This window comes from Amorphus sp. MBR-141, from assembly GCF_053628695.1.
The window spans coordinates 1-16635 of the sequence record NZ_JBRJGW010000007.1 but is presented as its reverse complement, the minus strand read 5'-3'; the positions used below and the strand labels follow the sequence as shown (position 1 = coordinate 16635).

Sequence of the window (16635 nt, the reverse complement as noted above, 5' to 3'; positions counted from 1 at the left end):
TCGAAGGTGACAGGTCCGGACCATGTCCGGGTCCCTTCGAGCGCCGCGGACGACACTCAGGGTTTACCTGTCCCCTCATCCACGAACCCGCGGGCGAAGGCGCAACGGTTCGACCCAAGCCGGCCACACGGGCCGGAATTGCTCGGATCGTTCCCGTCTGTGCAGGCCCAAATGGCTTAGACCGGCGAACCGGCACCTGCAGTCTCGGACAGGGTTTCCGACGATAACCCGACAGCGTCGGGAGATCGCCGATCCGCCCGGCCGGTTGCCCCGGCCGGGAAGCTCAGTCGTCTCAGGCCTGAAGCACCGAGGACGGATCCACGCGCACACCCGGACCCATGGTCGAGGACAGCGCCATCCGCTTGATGTAGGAGCCCTTCGCGCCAGCCGGCTTCGCCTTGATGACGGCGTCGGTGAAGGCGCGAATGTTGGCGGCAAGCAATGCCTCGTCGAACGAGGCCTTGCCGATGCCGCCATGCACGATGCCGGCCTTCTCGACGCGGAACTCGACGGCGCCGCCCTTGGCGTCGCTGACCGCGGACGCCACGTCCTGGGTCACCGTGCCGACCTTCGGGTTCGGCATCATGCCGCGCGGGCCGAGGATCTTACCCAGGCGGCCGACCAGCGGCATCATGTCCGGGGTCGCGATGCATCGGTCGAAATCGATCGTGCCGGACTGGACCTGCTCGACGAGTTCCTCCGCACCGACCACGTCGGCGCCAGCGGCCTTCGCCTCGTCGGCCTTGTCGCCACGGGCGAACACGGCGACGCGGACGGACTTGCCGGTGCCGTTCGGCAGCACGCAGACGCCACGGACCATCTGGTCGGCGTGGCGCGGGTCGACGCCGAGATTGATCACGAATTCGACGGTCTCGTCGAACTTGGCCTTGGCCCGATCCTTCACCAGCTTCAGCGCGTCCTCGAGGGAATAGAGGTTTTCCGGGTCGATGCCTTCGCGGCCGGAACGGGTACGCTTTCCGATCTTCGCCATCGTATCAGCCCTTCACCTGCAGACCCATCGACTGCGCCGACCCTTCGACCATCTTCATGGCCGCGTCGACGTCGAGCGCGTTCAGGTCTTTCATTTTCGCTTCCGCGATCTCGCGGACCTGGGCAGTCGTCACCGAGCCCACCGAGGAGCGGCCGGGGGTCTTCGACCCGGAACCGATCTTCGCCGCCTTCTTGAGGAAGTGCGACACCGGCGGCTGCTTCACCTCGAAGGTGAACGACTTGTCCGAGAAATAGGTGATCACCGTCGGGCACGGAGCGGATTTCTCCAGCTCCTGGGTGCGCGCGTTGAACTCCTTGCAGAACATCATGATGTTCAAGCCGCGCTGACCCAGCGCCGGGCCGATCGGCGGCGACGGCGTGGCCGACCCCGCAGGCACCTGCAGCTTGATGTAACCGTCGATCTTCTTCGCCATTCAATCCTTCTCCGAAACACGACGACCGGATCGCGACATGCGCCCTCCGGTCACTCCGGGCGGTGGTGCGGTTCGATACTCCGGCGGCGAAACCGGGGCTCTCGCCTCCCACCCTCTCACACAGACGCGCGGCCCTCAGGCCGCCCGTCTCAAAGCTTCTCGACCTGCGCGTACTCGAGTTCGACCGGCGTCGGTCGACCGAAGATCGACACCGCAACCTTCAGGCGCGCGCGCTCCTCGTCGACTTCCTCGATCTGTCCGCTGAACGAGGCGAACGGCCCGTCCGAAACGCGCACCTGCTCGCCCACCTCGAACGAAATCGTCGGCTTGGGCCGTTCCACGCCCTCGGACACCTGCTGCAGGATCCGATCGGCTTCGGCATCCGAGATCGGCATCGGACGCAGGTCGGCCCCCAGGAAACCGGTGACCTTAGGGGTATTCTTGATCAAATGGTAGACTTGATCCGACAGCTCGCACTTCACGAGAACGTAACCGGGAAAGAACTTCCGCTCTGCGTCCACCCGGCGACCGCGGCGCACCTCCACCACCTTTTCGGTGGGGACGAGGATTTCGTCAAACAGTTCATCCAGCCCGGTCGCCTGCGCCTTTTCACGGATCGCTTCGGCAACCTTCTTTTCGAAATTCGAATAGGCGTGGACGATGTACCAGCGCTTCGCCATCGTTCACCAATCCAGTCTTGCGGAGCGGGCGAAGTCGGACCGACGCCGCCCCAAAGGGCTCAGCGCCCGATACCAAAAATGAATCCGATGCCCCAGCTCAACAGCTGGTCCACCAGGAGAAAGAACACGGATGCGAACGCCACCATGATGAACACCATGATCGTGGTGATCACCGTCTCGCGGCGCGTCGGCCATGTTACTTTCCCGACCTCCGAGCGCACTTGCTGGAGGAATTGCATCGGATTGGTTTTCGCCATGAATCGGGCCTTGACAAGAACATAGAGGCGCGCTGGCTCAGCCGCGCGCCTTCCCGTCGGTAACTATTTAGCGTGTGGTTCCACGGAACACAAGAGGCCGTTCGCCCGAGTTCGCGCGATCCGCGGAACAGGGGGCCTGCCCACACCTTGGTGCAGGCTTTTCCGGAAGCGACAGTCTATCACCGCTTTCGGAAAAATGGCAGGGGCGGAGGGACTCGAACCCACGGCCTGCGGTTTTGGAGACCGCCGCTCTACCAACTGAGCTACACCCCTAACTCTAAGTCCGCGGAAACGTTCCGCCCCCGCGATCGGGGACGAACACGCGTCAGCGCTCGGCAATTCCCACAATTCAATCCCGAGCGCAAGACCTAACCCGCCTCGGCCGGACGACGGCGCGCGGGCCTCGGCCGCCGCCGCGCCCCAGGCCTCACGGCACCCGCGGCGCCGTGGCCGGGGCCGCCAGATCGCTGTGCGGCGCGCGCAGATATTTCCACAGGATTCCGCCCGCCCTGCCGACCAGCCACCCGGCGAGCGCCCCGGTGATGGCCAGCTGGGTCATCACCCAGCCCGTCCGGGCCATGCTGTCGGGATCGACCGCCATCCGGTAGCCGAAGTAATATTTGATCGCGAAGATCAGCAACAGCGCGGCGAGGTAGCTCCAGCTGCCCGGGACCTCCACCAGGCCGCGCGGCCGGTCGGCCCGGATCCGGATGGTCCGCACCACCAGCAGTCCGACCAGGATGCCCACGGCGAGGCCGCCGACCCAGGCGAGGATGCGCACCGCCTGGCCGTCCATCAGGTGCTGAACCGAGCCGAACTCGAGCACCAGGATGACCGCCGGCAGGATGAAGATCTTCCACAGCGGCGCCACCCGGGTCTTCGACCGCAGCCAGCCCACGAAGATCAGATAGGCGAGCAGCAGCCACACCCACCAGGGCGTGCCCTGCACCGTGTCGACAAGCGTTTCCATGGTCCCTCCCCCTCCGTTGCCGCGGGAGCCGCCGCGGCTTGCCGGTCCGTTCCGGTCGGCGGGGCCGCCTCATGGTGACCCCGGAACGCAAAAGGCGCCGAACCGCGGGAGCGGTCCGGCGCCTCTGTGTCTCACGGCACGATGCCGCTTGGTCTACTCGAGGATGGCGGCGACGACGCCGGCGCCCACGGTGCGGCCGCCTTCGCGGATGGCGAAGCGCAGCTTCTCTTCCATCGCGATCGGCACGATCAGCTCGACGTTGATCTCCACGTTGTCGCCCGGCATCACCATCTCGGTGCCCTCCGGCAGCGTTACAACGCCGGTCACGTCCGTCGTGCGGAAGTAGAACTGCGGCCGGTAGTTGGTGAAGAACGGCGTGTGACGGCCGCCTTCTTCCTTCGTCAGGATGTACGCCTCGGCCTTGAACTTCTTGTGCGGCGTCACCGAGCCCGGCTTGCACAGCACCTGGCCGCGCTCGACGTTCTCCCGGTCGATGCCGCGCAGCAGCGCGCCGATGTTGTCGCCCGCCTGGCCCTGGTCCAGCAGCTTGCGGAACATCTCGACGCCGGTCACCGTGGTCTTCTTGGTGTCGGTGATGCCGACGATCTCGACTTCCTCACCCACCTTCACGATGCCGCGCTCGACGCGGCCGGTCACCACCGTGCCGCGGCCGGAGATCGAGAACACGTCCTCGATCGGCATCAGGAACGCGCCGTCGATCGGACGCTCGGGCGTCGGGATGTAGGCGTCGACTTCCTTCATCAGCTCCAGGATCGCGTCGTGGCCGAGCTTGGCATCGCCATTCTCGAGCGCCACCAGCGCGGACCCCTTCACGATCGGAATGTCGTCGCCCGGGAAGTCGTAGGACGACAGCAGCTCGCGAACCTCGAGCTCGACAAGCTCCAGGAGCTCCTCGTCGTCGACCATGTCGCACTTGTTCAGGAACACCACGATCGCCGGAACGCCGACCTGACGGGCGAGCAGGATGTGCTCGCGGGTCTGCGGCATCGGGCCGTCGGCGGCCGAACACACCAGGATCGCGCCGTCCATCTGCGCCGCACCCGTGATCATGTTCTTCACGTAGTCGGCGTGGCCCGGGCAGTCGACGTGCGCGTAGTGACGGTTCTCCGTCTCGTACTCAACGTGCGCCGTCGAGATCGTGATGCCGCGCGCCTTCTCTTCCGGTGCCGCATCGATCTGATCGTACGCCTTGTACGTCGCCCCGCCCGTCTCGGCCAGAACCTTGGTGATCGCCGCCGTCAGAGACGTCTTGCCGTGGTCAACGTGACCGATCGTTCCAATGTTCACGTGCGGCTTCGTGCGAGCAAACTTTTCCTTCGCCATCGGCGATGCCCCTGCTTATCGGTCTGATCTTGTGCGAGAAACGGTCGCGAAACGCGTGAGCCGGTACGGCGATCTCATCAAGATCCGGCGCGTCGCCGATCACGGGCGGACCGCCGCGGGTTGATTGGAGCGGGTGAAGGGAATCGAACCCTCGTCGTCAGCTTGGAAGGCTGCTGCTCTACCATTGAGCTACACCCGCTGGTCGCGTGGGGCGCAGATAGCGAAATTCCGACCGCTTGACAATCCGCCGCAGCAAAGAGTCTCGCGCCCCTCCCGGCTTGTGCCGCCATCCGCCCGCCGCCCCTTGCCGCCTGCCCATCCCGGTTATAGAACATATGTAGAACAAATATCAGACACGGAGGTCTGCTCATGCGGAAGACAGGCAAGCTCGACTATCTGGAACTGGGTGCCCCAAGCGGGACGATCGGAAGCGTCAAGGCATTCTACGCCCGGGCCTTCGGATGGTCGTTCACCGACTACGGACCTGGCTACGCGGCCTTCAGCGAAGGGCTGGACGGCGGTTTCGACGGCAGTCCGGATGCGGCCCGGGCGCCGCTGCCGGTGATCTACGCCGAGGATCTGGACGCCGCCGCGTCCGCCGTGACGCAGGCGGGCGGCACCATCGTCAGGCCGGCCTTCGCGTTTCCGGGCGGCCGCCGGTTCCATTTCACCGACCCCGCCGGCAACGAGCTCGCGGTGTGGAGCGAGACCTGAGCCGGACCGGGATGGCCTTCCGCCGGCCGTTTGCCCGCTCTGAGCACCGCTCGACCACCCTCGCGCGGCGGCGCCGGCCGGATGGTCCCGGCAGCGGTCTGGCAGATCTGAGGATGTGAGGATCAGGAGAGAATGGTGGAGGGGGTTGGATTTGAACCAACGTAGGCTAAGCCAGCGGATTTACAGTCCGCCCCCTTTAACCACTCGGGCACCCCTCCAGGGGATCGTGTCGCCCTATCCGGCCTGACGGCCAGCGACGGGAACGCGTCGCGTCCTCGTCGAGGGCGGTGTTATGGCGAGGCCGCCCCGCCGTGTCAACGGTCCGCGGGCACGGCGTGCACAGGCGGGTTCGTGCCACCTCCCCCAACGGCCCGTCGCGTGGGATCGGCGGCCCTGCCAGCCCGCCGGAGACGGCCACCGGACGGCTTGCCTTCTCGCCGGAATTCCGTCGCGGCCCGGGCGCCGGACAGCCGCGCGGCATGGCGAATCGGCCCGCCGCGGGCGGGCGCGCGACGGCGTCGGGCTTGAACGGCGGCGGGTTAGCCGGTACCGCAGTGTCTGGCCCCCGGCCACGGGCCTTGCGCGGGCGAGACAAGCGATCCCCGGCCGCGACGCCCGCCCGAGGCACCCCGGCAGAGGGCCGCCCGCGTTCGACCCGCCAACCCGCCCAGCCCGAGCGACATGAGCCAGAAGTCCAGCCGATCCGCCTATCCGCCCCGTTCCGGCGCGCCCAGCACGGGGCCGGTCTGGATCTACGGCTTTCATACGGTCGCGGCGGCGCTCGCCAATCCGGCGCGCTCCCGGCGCCGCCTGCTGGTCACCCGCAATGCGCTCGCCCGGCTCGAGGCCGAGATCGGCGGAGCGGTCGGCGAGGCCGAGATTCTCGATCCCCGCGGCATCGGCAAGATCGTCGGCGGCGACGCCGTCCACCAGGGCGTGGCGCTGTACACCGACCCGCTTCCGCCGGGCGACATCGAGGACCTCGGCGACGCGCGGCTGGTGGTGCTGCTCGACCAGATCACCGATCCGCACAACGTGGGCGCGATCCTGCGCTCGGCCACCGCGCTCGGCGCCGACGCGGTGATCACGACGACCCGCCACAGCCCCACCGAAAGCGGCGTGATGGCGAAGGCGGCCTCCGGCGCACTCGACCTGATCAAGGTGCTCACCGTGGTCAACCTCGCCCGCGCCCTGGAGAGCCTCGGCAAGGATGGCTTTCTGCGGCTGGCGCTCGACTCCGACGGCGAGGTGCCCATCGAGGCCGCCCACCGGGCGGACCGGCTGGCCCTCGTGCTCGGCGCGGAGGGCAAGGGCGTGCGACCGGGCGTCAAGGCGGCCTGCGACCAGGTCGTGCGCCTCGATGTGCCGGGGCCGATCAAGTCCCTCAACGTGTCGAACGCCTGCGTGCTGGCGCTCTATGCCGGCAGCCGGCTGCTCGACGCGCAATGACCGCACCTTCCAGGTGCAAACGCGCACGGCCTGTGATAGGTGCCGTGCGGCGGCCGGTTTAGCTCAGCTGGTAGAGCAGCGGTTTTGTAAACCGAAGGTCGGGGGTTCGAGTCCCTCAACCGGCACCAAACCCTGCTTCCATCATTGATGTTATTGGATTTCCTGCGCGACGCGGGATGCCATCTGCACGGCCAGAACGACAGTCTGCCCGTCCTTCGTGCTGGGCAAGCCTCGTCCGATCACCCGGATCGGTGATGGCGCGTTCGGGACCCGCCGCAGACGAGCCTGCGCGACCTCCTCCCGAATGCGTTTGCGGCACCGACGGCATTCCTGATCCCTATTCTTCCTGGTTACTGTCAGCCTCGAAAAACTGCGGATAGAATTTTAAAACGACGGCGGAGCCCTCGGCCAAGGAGTGGCAACCGCCGAGGTAAAACGGCTTGTCCGAGATCTTGCCCGGATCGGGATCCACCGTGCCAACGCGGCGTTCGCGCTCTGCCGAAAGCGTCTGGAAAGCGACCGTCGCCGCACCGAACAGGATCTCGCGCAGATGGGTGCAGCCGAGCGTCCGGCCCAGCGCCGCTTCCAGCCGTTTGCGCCAACCCTTGCCGAAATTGCCTCCGATCAGCGCCGGAAGCCCGTCCGCGCCGCCGAGGCAATAGGAAAACGGCACCGTATCCATGCTCGCGGCAACATCGACGACGGTCATGTCATCCTTGAATGTGACCCGCACTGAGATGTCGTGGACGAAGTCCCCCGGGGCGAGCGTTCCCCTTTCAAGATCGTAGTAGTCGTAGGCCTTGGTGTCCTGGACGGTCGCCTCGATGTCCCAGAGGCCGTCCGCACGTCGAAAGCTCCGATAGTCGATCACCCGATGGTGGCTCGGCTGGCGATCTGTCGCCTTCGGAAGCGCCATGCCGCTCTCCTTGTATCTGAAACCACAAAGACCGCTGGACGGTCAGGCCATCTCCGCACTTCGCCTCTCCGGCGAAGGGGGCACGACCCGCACCGCCCCATCTCGAATCCCGCTTCTGGCCGCAGAAGATCTTGCTCAGGACGATGGGTCGTCGCACAGCAACGTCGTTGTATCCGGGCGGGTCAGAACAATCTGGGAGAAGCCGCGTAGATAGAGCTCCGAAATATAGGTGGCGAGCTCGTCCGGATTGATTTCTCCTTCGGGATCGTACCAGCCATCGCTCCAGTTCAGAATCCCGAGCAGAAAGAAGGTGAAAATCTTCAGCAGCTTGTCGGAGCACTGAGGGTTCAGGTTGCGAAGATGACGCGCGATCAGATCGATGATCCGCCTCTCCAGAACGCGAATTTCGCTGCGGTGAGCCGGCGCCAGAAACTTGGCATCGTTCATCGCGACCAGATTGCGCTGGCGCGCCCCGGCGGAGCGGCGCACGAAGGTCTGGATGAAGGCAACGAGCCGCTCTTCCGGCCGAGCCTCTCCTGCGACCGCGGTCTGCTCCAGGTCCTCGATCACCTGGAGCAAATGCTCCTGAATCATGTGAAACAGAAGATCGTCCTTGGTGGGGAAGTAGTGGTAGAGCATCGACTTCGACACGCCGCACGCCGCCGCGATCTCCGCCATTTTCGCCGTCGGGTAGCCTGAGGCGGCGAAGAGCCGGGCGGCCGCGTCGCAGACGGCTTCCAGCTTGTCGTCGTAGTCCAGCGCCCGAACCCTTGGCATTTCTCCTCCTCATCGAAAGCGCTCTCCGATCCGGCAGCCGCGCCCCGTCGCTCCGAAATGGCTGTGGCGTCGTCTGGCTCGGCGATTGGTTCGATCCGACCCTCTCGGTTCCAGCGGGATATGCGGCGCTCTGGCGATGCGGAGCAGCCGTGCTGCCTCGCGGCCAGCCGCCTCAGTCCCTCCATCAGCCGACCGAGCGGCTCCTGCCCTCCCAATAGGGCTTGCGAAGCTCCCCCTTCAGCAACTTGCCCGCGGCAGAGATCGGCAACTCGTCGCGGAATTCCATGCTTCTCGGGCACTTGTATCCGGCGATGAGGCTCCGGCAATGCGCATGGATCTCCTCGAATGTCGCCGAACGACCCTCCTTGAACACGACGACAGCGTGCACCGCCTCGCCCCACTCCTCCGAGGGAATCGCGATAACCGCGACGTCGCGGACCGAGGGATGGCTCTGGATCGCGTTCTCCACCTCGCGGGAGTAGATGTTCTCGCCCCCGCTGACGATCATGTCCTTCACGCGATCGAGAATGTAGACGAACCCATCCTCGTCCATGCAGGCGCCGTCGCCACTGAAGATCCAGCCGTCGCGGAGCACCGCCCTGGTTTCCTCCGGATTGTTCCAGTAGCCGAGCATCACCTGGGGACCGCGGATGGCGATCTCTCCGTGCTGGCCTCGGGGCAGCTCGTTGCCCATCGGATCGACGATTCGCACGTCGATACCGTAGGCCGCGCGGCCGGTGGCCGTACGCTTGCTCGGAAAGCCCTCCTGCTCGAAGTGGTACTTCCACGGCAGCGACACCGTCAGCGCCGTGGTCTCCGTCATCCCGTAGCCCTGGATGAACTCGCAGCCGGGCAGCCGTTTCAGGATGGCATCGACCAGGCTTTCCGAGATCGGCGATGCGCCGTATTCGATGTAGCGAAGGCTCGACAAGTCGTATTCGCCGACTTTTGGATGGTGCAGCATCATGTTGATCATCGTCGGCACGAACAGGCAGTAGTTCACCCGGTGCTTCTGGATGGTCTTCATGGCCAATTCGGCGTCGAACTTCGGCAGGCAGACATGGGTCCCCGCCGCCATCGTCAGCGCGAACGCCGGGATCGAGCCGGCCAGGTGGAAGAAGCCGGCCGAATGCAGGAACGTGATGTCCTCGGAGAAGTGCAGCGAGGCAATCCAGTTCACCGACGCGAAGACCAGATTGGTGTGCGAGAGCATCACCCCCTTCGGCATCCCGGTGGTGCCGCCGGTGTAGCAGATCGAGCAGAGATCGTTGCCGAAGCCACTTCCGTCGCCCATCGGCTCGGAGCCCGCCAGCAACGCCTCGTAGTCCTCTGCGCCACCGGGAGCCTGACCCTCGCCGATATAGACGACCCGCTCCACGCCAGTCTTGCCGATGAGGGCCGGGATCAGAAATGCAAAGGTCTCGTCGACGAGAAGAAGGCGCGCTCCACAGTCGTTCAGCGCGTAGACGTGCTCCGCCGCCGCCCATCGCGTGTTCAGGGGAGTGGAAACAGCACCCGCCCAGGCGATGGCAAAGAAGAGCTCCACATAGGTGTCGCTGTTGAGAGCAAGGATGGCGATCCGGTCGCCCGGGGCCACGCCGAGCTTGCGCAGCACAGCGGCGGCGCGGGGCACGCGATCGCCAACCTCCCTCCAGGTGCGCCGGCGCTCGCCGAAGATGGTTGCGGTGAAGGGGCCCCGCGTCTGCACGGCGCGGTTCAAGGCCTGGGTCAGTTGCATCGTCTCGTCTCCACCCGGCTGGTCCGATCGGTCAGAGGGCGGGATGACACTGGACGGCCTGATACTTCGGGTATCCGGCGGCGACCCCGTATTCGCTCATGCCGAAGCCGACCTGGCCGTCGTCGGTGGTGACGCGGGTGGCGTGATCGCCGAGGGTACGCGCCCTGGAGCGGGTGTCCGGATCGGTGAGGTCCCAACGGTAGGCCGTCTGGAAGAGGTCCCCTTTGTCGTCGCCGTGATTCCAGCCCTCGAAGCCTCCATAGCCGCCGGCCTTCAGATAGAACCGCCCCGGAAGACCTTCGACGGTGAGCTCACGAGTCGCCCCGTCCTCGTAGTGGAGGCGCAGCTTGCCGCCCTTCCAGGTCTGGCCGAGCGGATCATCGCGCCATTCCATGTCGTGCTCCACCCGCTCGACGTGGCGCTCCTTACCGTCCCGGCCGATCTCGATGCCCGAGAAGTACATCTGCTTGTCGGGGCTGCGTTCCTTCAGGAACAGCGCCAGTCCGAAATCTTCGAACTGATAGGTCAGCCAGAACCAGAAGAAGTTCGAATGCCGTTGCACCGGAAGATGGCTGTCGATGTCGGTCTGGTGGACCGATCGGACACCCCAGGAATGGTCGCGCTGGGCCCACCACGCCTCCGGATCGATCTCCCAGCGCCTCTCGCCGAGCGAGATCCAGCCCTGCCAGCGACCGAACTGGGCCATCCGGGTGAGATCCTCCTCGACGCGGCCGTGCCTGCGCCGGAAACTCTGACCTTCCTGGGTCCCGGGAAAGCTGGCGAGAAATTCCAGATCGAAGGTCAGTCCGCTCGGGTTCTCCGCCAGGGTCACCCGGTGGCGCTTGAGGCCTTCGACGATCTCGAACCGCACCGCACCGACGCTGGTATCGAGCGGCGTCCGGCCAAGCCGGCGCGAGGCCCGGTAAGTGTGCTGGACGTTGTCGACCGTGAGGCCGGCGAAGGCGTCCATGACGTTCTTGTTGGGATAGAAGCCGAGCCCCATGTCGAGCAGCACATCGCCAGTCGCGATCGGCATCCCGGAATACCAGTAGCGTTCCGTCCAGCGGTCATCGCTGGTGGCCACGTGGTTGAAGGTCGTGGGGAGCTGGTGACCGATAAAGTCGTCCTGCGGGGAAAGCATCGCGTTTCCTCTTGAATTGCTTTTTGGCTTCTTACGTCATCGACGAGTAGTTCGACGCCTGGATGCGTCGCCGTTCGGCCGCCAGCGTGGCCTGGATGACGTCGCGGATGACCCGTTCCAGCGCCCTGGAGGTTTCCGGATCGAGCTCGGCGCGGTGCGCATAGAGCCAGTCAACCCAGTCGCGAACCAGGCCTGCCTCGACGCCGAGACGCGCCTCCGGACTGCCCGGGTCGACGGCGCCCTTGCCTGCCGGGCGCGGCCCGGGAAGACCGTGTGTCTGCGCAGAAAGCCGTGCCGAGCCTGCGCTGAGCGCCGCAATCTGCTCGTCGAGCATCTCCGGCGACCACTCGACGAGGCCCTCGAGCTTGTCGAGAACGTCGATCGCCCCGAGGAGCTGGGAACGGGCATGCTCGCTGGAAAGCTCGCCCAGCACATCCCGCTGCAGGGCAGCGCGGATGGCCTCGGTATATTCGGAGATCTTCCGCATCACCCGGCCGCCTTGATCATGCTCATGAGCCCCATCAGGGTGCGCGACATCTGCAGGCTCATGACCCCGAGCCGCACGTCGTGGACGGCCCCTTCCTTCAGCCGCCGCTCCGCGCCGACGAGGATCGCGGACATCTTGAACTGGGCGAGCACCTCGAAATACCGGATCGCCTCCCAGTCGATCGTCCGACCCGAACGTTCCTGATAGCGGCGGTAGAACTCCGCCCTGTCGAACAGCCCGCCGATCAGCTTGTCGGTGCCCCCGAACGTCCGCATGCCGACCCAGGCGAGATCCTCGTGCGGATCGCCGATGTGCGCGAGCTCCCAGTCGAGGATCGCCGTGATGCGACCACCCTCGGCCATGAAGTTGCCGACCCGGTAGTCGCCATGCGCGAGGCCGACAGTTGCGGCCGGGCGCGCGTGCGCCTTCAGCCATTCGCTGGCAAAATGCATGGCAAGGCCCTTCGGATCGTCCACCGGGGACGCAGCGAAGGTCGCCCACCGCTCCACCTCCGACGCGGTGGCGGCGCTGTCCTCCAGGTCGCGGGCGAGCTCCTTCAACGGGCTATCCCGCCAGGAAAAGGCGTGTATCGCGACCAGCGCGTCGACGAAGTCGTCGAGGAGCGCCGTGCGATCTCCCCTGGCGTCGGCCTCGACGTCGCTGGTCCAGACAGGAAGCGGCGTCTCCCCCCTTACGCACGCGCTGATCAGGAACGGCGCTCCGATGATGGTGGCATCCTCGGTGTACCAGTACGGCTTCGCGACGGGCAGTTGCGGGGTTCCATAAAGGGACCGCAGGAGAAGATATTCCGGCCGTGCCTTGTAGGGAGCCAGCAGTCCATTCGGGTCGCCTATCCGGAGGATCAGGTCCAGCGTCTCGCCGTCCTCAAAGGTCGCCGCAAAGCGGATCGTCACCCACGAGAACCCGGCCGTGAAGCGCTTCAGATTGGAGACCCGAACTTCCCTGCCACCCTCGGTCGCGATGAAATCCGCAAGCCGGTCGGCGAGAGCGTCGGTGCGCCAGGATTGGGGGGTCTTCGTCTGCAACATGGTCCTCGGTCCGTTCCTATCGGAACAGCAATGTCGGCAGCCAGAGTGACAGCACCGGAAGCGCCGCGATGAGGGTTACGCGGAAGAGGTCCGCGACGATGAACGGCATCACGCCGGAGATGACCGATCGCATCGGGATGTCGGGAAAGACCGCACGGATGATGAAGAGGTTGACCCCGATCGGCGGCGTGATCAGCCCGATCTCCGTGACCACCACGACGAGAATGCCGAACCAGACCGGATCGTATCCGAGCGAAACGATGACTGGAAAGAAGATCGGAATGGTGAGGAGGATGATCGACAGGCTTTCCAACACGCAGCCGAGAAAGATGTAGACGAGGATGATCACGGCCACCACGGCGGCGGGTGGAAGGCCGCTGTGGCCGATGAACTCCCGAAGCCCCTCGTGGATGCCGGAGAGGTTGATGAACTCGGCGAAGAAGGCCGCCCCGAGGATGATCGCAAACAGCGAGCAGGTGACCTCCACCGTCTGAGCAAGGATGCGCCAGAAATCACGGAGGGTGAGGCTCCGGCGGACGACGGCGAGGAACAACGCTCCGAGTGCCCCGATGCCGGCGGCCTCGGTTGCCGTGAAGAGACCGGAATAGATGCCGCCCATCACCAGGGCGAACAGGAAGACGACCGGCATGATCCCCTTGAAGAGCGGCCCCATCTCGGTGCGGGCGATCGCCGGAGCGAGCGGCGCTTTCGAGGGATCCCGCCAGACCGTCCAGACGACGGCGAGCATGTAGCCGACCACGCCCACAAGACCGGGGATCAGCCCGGCGGCGAAGAGCTCGCCGATATGGGTCTGGGTGGCGACGCCGTAGATGACGAGAATGATGGACGGCGGGATCAGGATGCCGAGCGTTCCGCCGGCGGCCACGGACGCGGCCGATAGGGAATCGGCGTAGCCGCACTCGCGCATGGACGGGATCGCGACCTGCCCCATGGTCGCGGCGGTGGCCGTGCTCGATCCGGTCACCGCCCCGAAGCCGCCGCAGGAAACGACCGTCGCAAGCGCCAGCGCACCGCGGCGCCGGCCGACCAGCACCTGAGCCGCCCGATAGAGATCGTTGGAGATCCGGGCGCCGGCGACGACGTTGCCCATCAGGATAAACAGGGGCAGGACGGTCAGCGAATAGACGAGCGTGTTGTCCTGGGTGGTGGTGGCGATCATGCCGAGGGTCGGCTTGACCCCCACCACTGCACCGTAGCCGACGATCCCAACCGTCGCGAGGGCGAGGGCGATCGGGATCTGGAAGAAGATCAACGCGAAGACGCAGACGAATCCGAGAACTGCGATTTCCATCTGCCTGCGCCGCTTACTCGAAGCCGCCCGCTGCGGCAGACTCTCGAACCGCCGTTGCGATGGAGAGGAGGAAAAAGACCGCGGTGACCGCGGCGAGCACGCTGACGCCGGTCAGGACAATCCACATCGGCACCGCCAGAACACCCATGGTCTCGCCGTAGCGCGCCACCCGTCCGGCCTGGATCCAGAGTCGCCAGGCAATCAGGGCGAACAGCGCGGTTCCCAGGAGAGCCGTCAGGAGACGCTGGACCAGACGGAGCACCGGGCCGGCCGAGACCAGATCGACCGTAATGTGCTTCTCACGGAGCGCGAGGATCGGATACCCGAGAAACACGACCCCACCGATCAGGATCTCCTGGATCTCGGTCGCGCCGAGCAGGGGATGAGAGAGCAGATTGCGCCCGACGACGTCGACGACCACCACCGTCATCAAGGCCACCAGGCAGCAACTGGCGAGGGCTGCGAGCACACGCTGAACGATCACGCCATTTCTCCCGTCGACGCGCGGCACGAGACCGGCGTCTCGGCGTCAGTCGGCTTTGCCGCCCGCGACCTTGCGCAACTCGGCAAGCAGGGCGGCGGGGTCTTCGACGCCTCGCTCCTTGGCATGATCGATCCACGACTGCTCGATCGGCGCGAGCTTCTGCTTCAGGTCAGCGACGAACGCGTCATCGGCGGTGATGAAGTTCATGCCTTCGGCGACCATCTTCTGTTTCGCCGCCTCACTGCTGTGCTTGTAGGCACCGCCGGCGGCGCGGGCGAATTTCTCTCCGGAGATAGCCGTGATCGCCTTCTGATCAGCCTCGGAGATCCGGTCCCAGCTATCCACGTTGATACCGAGCACCAGCACCGTGTTGTAGAGACCGCCGGGAATTCCCGTCCCGTAGGAAAGGAGATCGTTGAGCTTGAAGGCGACGACCGATTCCATCGGCAGAACGGTTCCGTCGACGACCTTCGAGGAGATCAGCTCATAGAGCTCGGAGACCGGCTTGGAGATCGGCACCGCGCCAAGGATCTGGAGCGCCTCGGTCACCACCGGCTGCGGACTGCGCAGCTTCAGGCCTTCGAGATCCGCCACCTTCTCGACCGGTCGAACCGTGTTGAAGATCGGCCCTGAGCCCGGCGAGAAGAGCATCAGAACATGCGTGCCCGCATACTCATCGTATTGGGCAATCTTATCCTGATAGAATTTGTACATGACGGCCGAATATTCTTCGGGATCATCATTGATGAACGGAAGCTCGAAAATCTCGGAAATCACAAAGCGGCCCGGGGTGTAGCCATTCACCCAAAGGGCGAGGTCCGCCTGGCCATCGCTGACCACGTCAAACTGCGCGGGCACCGAACCGATCACCTTCGGCGGCACGTCGATCTTCACCCGCCCTTCGGTGACTTTCTCGACTTCTGCGATCCACGGCTCGATCGCCTGGACCCGCAGCGTCTGCCCCTCCGGAAGCCAGTTGGACATTCTTAGGGTGACGTCCTGCGCCTGAACCGTCGCCGGCATCATTGCTGCCGCGATCGAAGTGGCCAGCACCCAGCCGGCAGCACGCAAATTGGTCATAGTCCCTCCCAGGGCTGGATCCGGCACGATTGTTCTTTGCTGCTTCCGGATCAGATCGAACCAGATGCTATTCTTAAACCGACGCGTCGGTCAATAATTAATCCGGTCAACTGGTCTATAAATTTCGCGTCCGGTCGCGAATGGTGCAAACGGCCAGAACGGCGCGCCAATGACAGTTTGGGACCGAGGCTGGTGCGATATGCTTCGCTCCACCATCAACGGGCGCCCATCGATCAAGGTTTTGAAAAGAGAATAAAAAGTCCGGACGACAAACCGGTTTATACGACTGCCGGACGAATTCGCGGCGGACCGCAAGCGGCTCCTCGCCACGTCACCCCGACCTCATCGGGAACGCTCGCGCTTTCGCGACGATCCGGCAACGGGTGCCGGACAACACCCTCCTGCACGCCCTGGCCCTCTATCGTGCCAACGGGCGCCTGACCGCGCGTTTCGGCCCGTCGGCATGACGGCGCGGATCGACTGGATGCCGACCCGGCTCGCCCGGGACTTCATCGAGACCATGCGCGCGGCAACCGCCTTCGATGCGATTGGCGGCTGACCGCCGGTCGGCGATTCAGCCGATCCCCGCATTCCGTTGCGCGCCCAGCAAGCGGTGGGCGCGAGGTCGCCGCCCCCCCGCCGTCAGAACCGGAAGCTAGCCTGTGCGGCGAAGGTGTGGGCGGTTAGGTTGTCGCGGATTTCGGCCTGGTAGGACGCTCCGAGGGAGAAGCGGTCTGAGGCGACGGCGGTGAGGCCGAGGCGGCCGAGGAAGGCGTCGGCGCCGACCTCGGCACCGTCGCTGTCGAACGCCGC

General features: G+C 65.3%; 17 protein-coding genes and 4 tRNA genes. 3 read left to right on the top strand and 18 right to left on the bottom strand.

Annotation, left to right across the window (positions count from 1 at the left end):
• Positions 1–292 precede the first annotated feature (292 nt).
• The 8 genes from rplA to ACSSVZ_RS11120 form a co-directional block, all read right to left on the bottom strand.
• Entirely contained in the window at positions 293–991 is a 699-nt protein-coding gene (gene rplA / locus ACSSVZ_RS11155) for a 50S ribosomal protein L1 (RefSeq protein WP_453970015.1), read from the bottom strand.
• A gap of 4 nt (positions 992–995) precedes the next feature.
• Positions 996–1424, bottom strand: coding sequence for a 50S ribosomal protein L11 (gene rplK, locus ACSSVZ_RS11150; protein WP_453970013.1), 429 nt, complete (start codon positions 1422–1424; stop codon positions 996–998).
• Positions 1425–1573: 149 nt separating this feature from the next.
• Positions 1574–2104 (bottom strand): transcription termination/antitermination protein NusG, encoded by a 531-nt coding sequence (gene nusG / locus ACSSVZ_RS11145; protein WP_453970011.1) that lies wholly within the window; start codon positions 2102–2104, stop codon positions 1574–1576.
• Between the two features lie 59 nt (positions 2105–2163).
• Positions 2164–2361 (bottom strand): preprotein translocase subunit SecE, encoded by a 198-nt coding sequence (secE, locus tag ACSSVZ_RS11140; RefSeq protein WP_453970009.1) that lies wholly within the window; start codon positions 2359–2361, stop codon positions 2164–2166.
• Between the two features lie 197 nt (positions 2362–2558).
• Positions 2559–2634: transfer RNA gene (locus ACSSVZ_RS11135), tRNA-Trp, on the bottom strand.
• Between the two features lie 154 nt (positions 2635–2788).
• Positions 2789–3331: a DUF6622 family protein gene (locus ACSSVZ_RS11130; protein WP_453970008.1), complete on the bottom strand. Its 543-nt coding sequence runs from the start codon at positions 3329–3331 to the stop codon at positions 2789–2791.
• Positions 3332–3484: 153 nt separating this feature from the next.
• Positions 3485–4675: an elongation factor Tu gene (gene tuf, locus ACSSVZ_RS11125; RefSeq protein WP_453970006.1), complete on the bottom strand. Its 1191-nt coding sequence runs from the start codon at positions 4673–4675 to the stop codon at positions 3485–3487.
• A gap of 125 nt (positions 4676–4800) precedes the next feature.
• A tRNA-Gly gene (locus ACSSVZ_RS11120) sits at positions 4801–4874 on the bottom strand.
• Between the two features lie 170 nt (positions 4875–5044).
• Between ACSSVZ_RS11120 and ACSSVZ_RS11115 the strand changes: the two genes are divergently transcribed.
• Entirely contained in the window at positions 5045–5389 is a 345-nt protein-coding gene (locus ACSSVZ_RS11115) for a VOC family protein (RefSeq protein ID WP_453970004.1), read from the top strand.
• Between the two features lie 133 nt (positions 5390–5522).
• Here the strand turns inward: ACSSVZ_RS11115 and ACSSVZ_RS11110 are convergent.
• A tRNA-Tyr gene (locus ACSSVZ_RS11110) sits at positions 5523–5607 on the bottom strand.
• Between the two features lie 463 nt (positions 5608–6070).
• Between ACSSVZ_RS11110 and ACSSVZ_RS11105 the strand changes: the two genes are divergently transcribed.
• Both ACSSVZ_RS11105 and ACSSVZ_RS11100 read left to right on the top strand, forming a co-directional pair.
• On the top strand, positions 6071–6838 hold the full coding sequence (locus ACSSVZ_RS11105) for a TrmH family RNA methyltransferase (RefSeq protein WP_453970002.1): 768 nt from the start codon (positions 6071–6073) through the stop codon (positions 6836–6838).
• 52 nt (positions 6839–6890) lie between these two features.
• A tRNA-Thr gene (locus ACSSVZ_RS11100) sits at positions 6891–6966 on the top strand.
• A 209-nt stretch (positions 6967–7175) separates the two neighbouring features.
• Here the strand turns inward: ACSSVZ_RS11100 and ACSSVZ_RS11095 are convergent.
• The 9 genes from ACSSVZ_RS11095 to ACSSVZ_RS11055 all read right to left on the bottom strand — a co-directional run bounded on the left by ACSSVZ_RS11095 (position 7176) and on the right by ACSSVZ_RS11055 (position 15822).
• On the bottom strand, positions 7176–7754 hold the full coding sequence (locus tag ACSSVZ_RS11095) for a DUF2889 domain-containing protein (RefSeq protein WP_453970001.1): 579 nt from the start codon (positions 7752–7754) through the stop codon (positions 7176–7178).
• Between the two features lie 135 nt (positions 7755–7889).
• Positions 7890–8531: a TetR/AcrR family transcriptional regulator gene (locus ACSSVZ_RS11090; RefSeq protein ID WP_453970000.1), complete on the bottom strand. Its 642-nt coding sequence runs from the start codon at positions 8529–8531 to the stop codon at positions 7890–7892.
• A 184-nt stretch (positions 8532–8715) separates the two neighbouring features.
• The gene (locus ACSSVZ_RS11085) at positions 8716–10269 is read right to left on the bottom strand and encodes a long-chain-fatty-acid--CoA ligase (RefSeq protein WP_453969998.1); all 1554 of its coding nucleotides are present in this window, start codon (positions 10267–10269) and stop codon (positions 8716–8718) included.
• Between the two features lie 31 nt (positions 10270–10300).
• On the bottom strand, positions 10301–11410 hold the full coding sequence (locus ACSSVZ_RS11080) for a hypothetical protein (protein WP_453969997.1): 1110 nt from the start codon (positions 11408–11410) through the stop codon (positions 10301–10303).
• A gap of 31 nt (positions 11411–11441) precedes the next feature.
• Positions 11442–11897 carry a hypothetical protein gene (locus ACSSVZ_RS11075; RefSeq protein WP_453969995.1) on the bottom strand — a complete coding sequence of 152 codons (456 nt, stop codon included), beginning with the start codon at positions 11895–11897 and terminating at the stop codon, positions 11442–11444.
• Complete coding sequence (locus ACSSVZ_RS11070; RefSeq protein WP_453969993.1) at positions 11897–12946, bottom strand: phosphotransferase family protein; 1050 nt, start codon at positions 12944–12946, stop codon at positions 11897–11899. The genes ACSSVZ_RS11075 and ACSSVZ_RS11070 overlap by 1 nt, the downstream gene beginning before the upstream one ends.
• A gap of 16 nt (positions 12947–12962) precedes the next feature.
• Positions 12963–14258, bottom strand: coding sequence for a TRAP transporter large permease (locus ACSSVZ_RS11065; RefSeq protein WP_453969992.1), 1296 nt, complete (start codon positions 14256–14258; stop codon positions 12963–12965).
• 13 nt (positions 14259–14271) lie between these two features.
• Entirely contained in the window at positions 14272–14769 is a 498-nt protein-coding gene (locus ACSSVZ_RS11060) for a TRAP transporter small permease (protein ID WP_453969990.1), read from the bottom strand.
• A gap of 18 nt (positions 14770–14787) precedes the next feature.
• Complete coding sequence (locus ACSSVZ_RS11055; protein WP_453969988.1) at positions 14788–15822, bottom strand: TRAP transporter substrate-binding protein; 1035 nt, start codon at positions 15820–15822, stop codon at positions 14788–14790.
• Between the last annotated feature and the right edge of the window lie 813 nt (positions 15823–16635).

What these genes read in the sequence shown, in the direction of transcription:
- ACSSVZ_RS11065 (WP_453969992.1), bottom strand. Translation starts at nt 14,258, where the DNA reads ATGGAAATCGCAGTTCTCGGATTCGTCTGCGTCTTCGCGTTGATCTTC.
- tuf (WP_453970006.1), bottom strand. Translation starts at nt 4,675, where the DNA reads ATGGCGAAGGAAAAGTTTGCTCGCACGAAGCCGCACGTGAACATTGGA.
- ACSSVZ_RS11075 (WP_453969995.1), bottom strand. Translation starts at nt 11,897, where the DNA reads ATGCGGAAGATCTCCGAATATACCGAGGCCATCCGCGCTGCCCTGCAG.
- nusG (WP_453970011.1), bottom strand. Translation starts at nt 2,104, where the DNA reads ATGGCGAAGCGCTGGTACATCGTCCACGCCTATTCGAATTTCGAAAAG.
- ACSSVZ_RS11105 (WP_453970002.1), top strand. Translation starts at nt 6,071, where the DNA reads ATGAGCCAGAAGTCCAGCCGATCCGCCTATCCGCCCCGTTCCGGCGCG.
- ACSSVZ_RS11090 (WP_453970000.1), bottom strand. Translation starts at nt 8,531, where the DNA reads ATGCCAAGGGTTCGGGCGCTGGACTACGACGACAAGCTGGAAGCCGTC.
- secE (WP_453970009.1), bottom strand. Translation starts at nt 2,361, where the DNA reads ATGGCGAAAACCAATCCGATGCAATTCCTCCAGCAAGTGCGCTCGGAG.
- rplK (WP_453970013.1), bottom strand. Translation starts at nt 1,424, where the DNA reads ATGGCGAAGAAGATCGACGGTTACATCAAGCTGCAGGTGCCTGCGGGG.
- ACSSVZ_RS11095 (WP_453970001.1), bottom strand. Translation starts at nt 7,754, where the DNA reads ATGGCGCTTCCGAAGGCGACAGATCGCCAGCCGAGCCACCATCGGGTG.
- ACSSVZ_RS11085 (WP_453969998.1), bottom strand. Translation starts at nt 10,269, where the DNA reads ATGCAACTGACCCAGGCCTTGAACCGCGCCGTGCAGACGCGGGGCCCC.
- ACSSVZ_RS11055 (WP_453969988.1), bottom strand. Translation starts at nt 15,822, where the DNA reads ATGACCAATTTGCGTGCTGCCGGCTGGGTGCTGGCCACTTCGATCGCG.
- ACSSVZ_RS11080 (WP_453969997.1), bottom strand. Translation starts at nt 11,410, where the DNA reads ATGCTTTCCCCGCAGGACGACTTTATCGGTCACCAGCTCCCCACGACC.
- ACSSVZ_RS11130 (WP_453970008.1), bottom strand. Translation starts at nt 3,331, where the DNA reads ATGGAAACGCTTGTCGACACGGTGCAGGGCACGCCCTGGTGGGTGTGG.
- rplA (WP_453970015.1), bottom strand. Translation starts at nt 991, where the DNA reads ATGGCGAAGATCGGAAAGCGTACCCGTTCCGGCCGCGAAGGCATCGAC.
- ACSSVZ_RS11070 (WP_453969993.1), bottom strand. Translation starts at nt 12,946, where the DNA reads ATGTTGCAGACGAAGACCCCCCAATCCTGGCGCACCGACGCTCTCGCC.
- ACSSVZ_RS11115 (WP_453970004.1), top strand. Translation starts at nt 5,045, where the DNA reads ATGCGGAAGACAGGCAAGCTCGACTATCTGGAACTGGGTGCCCCAAGC.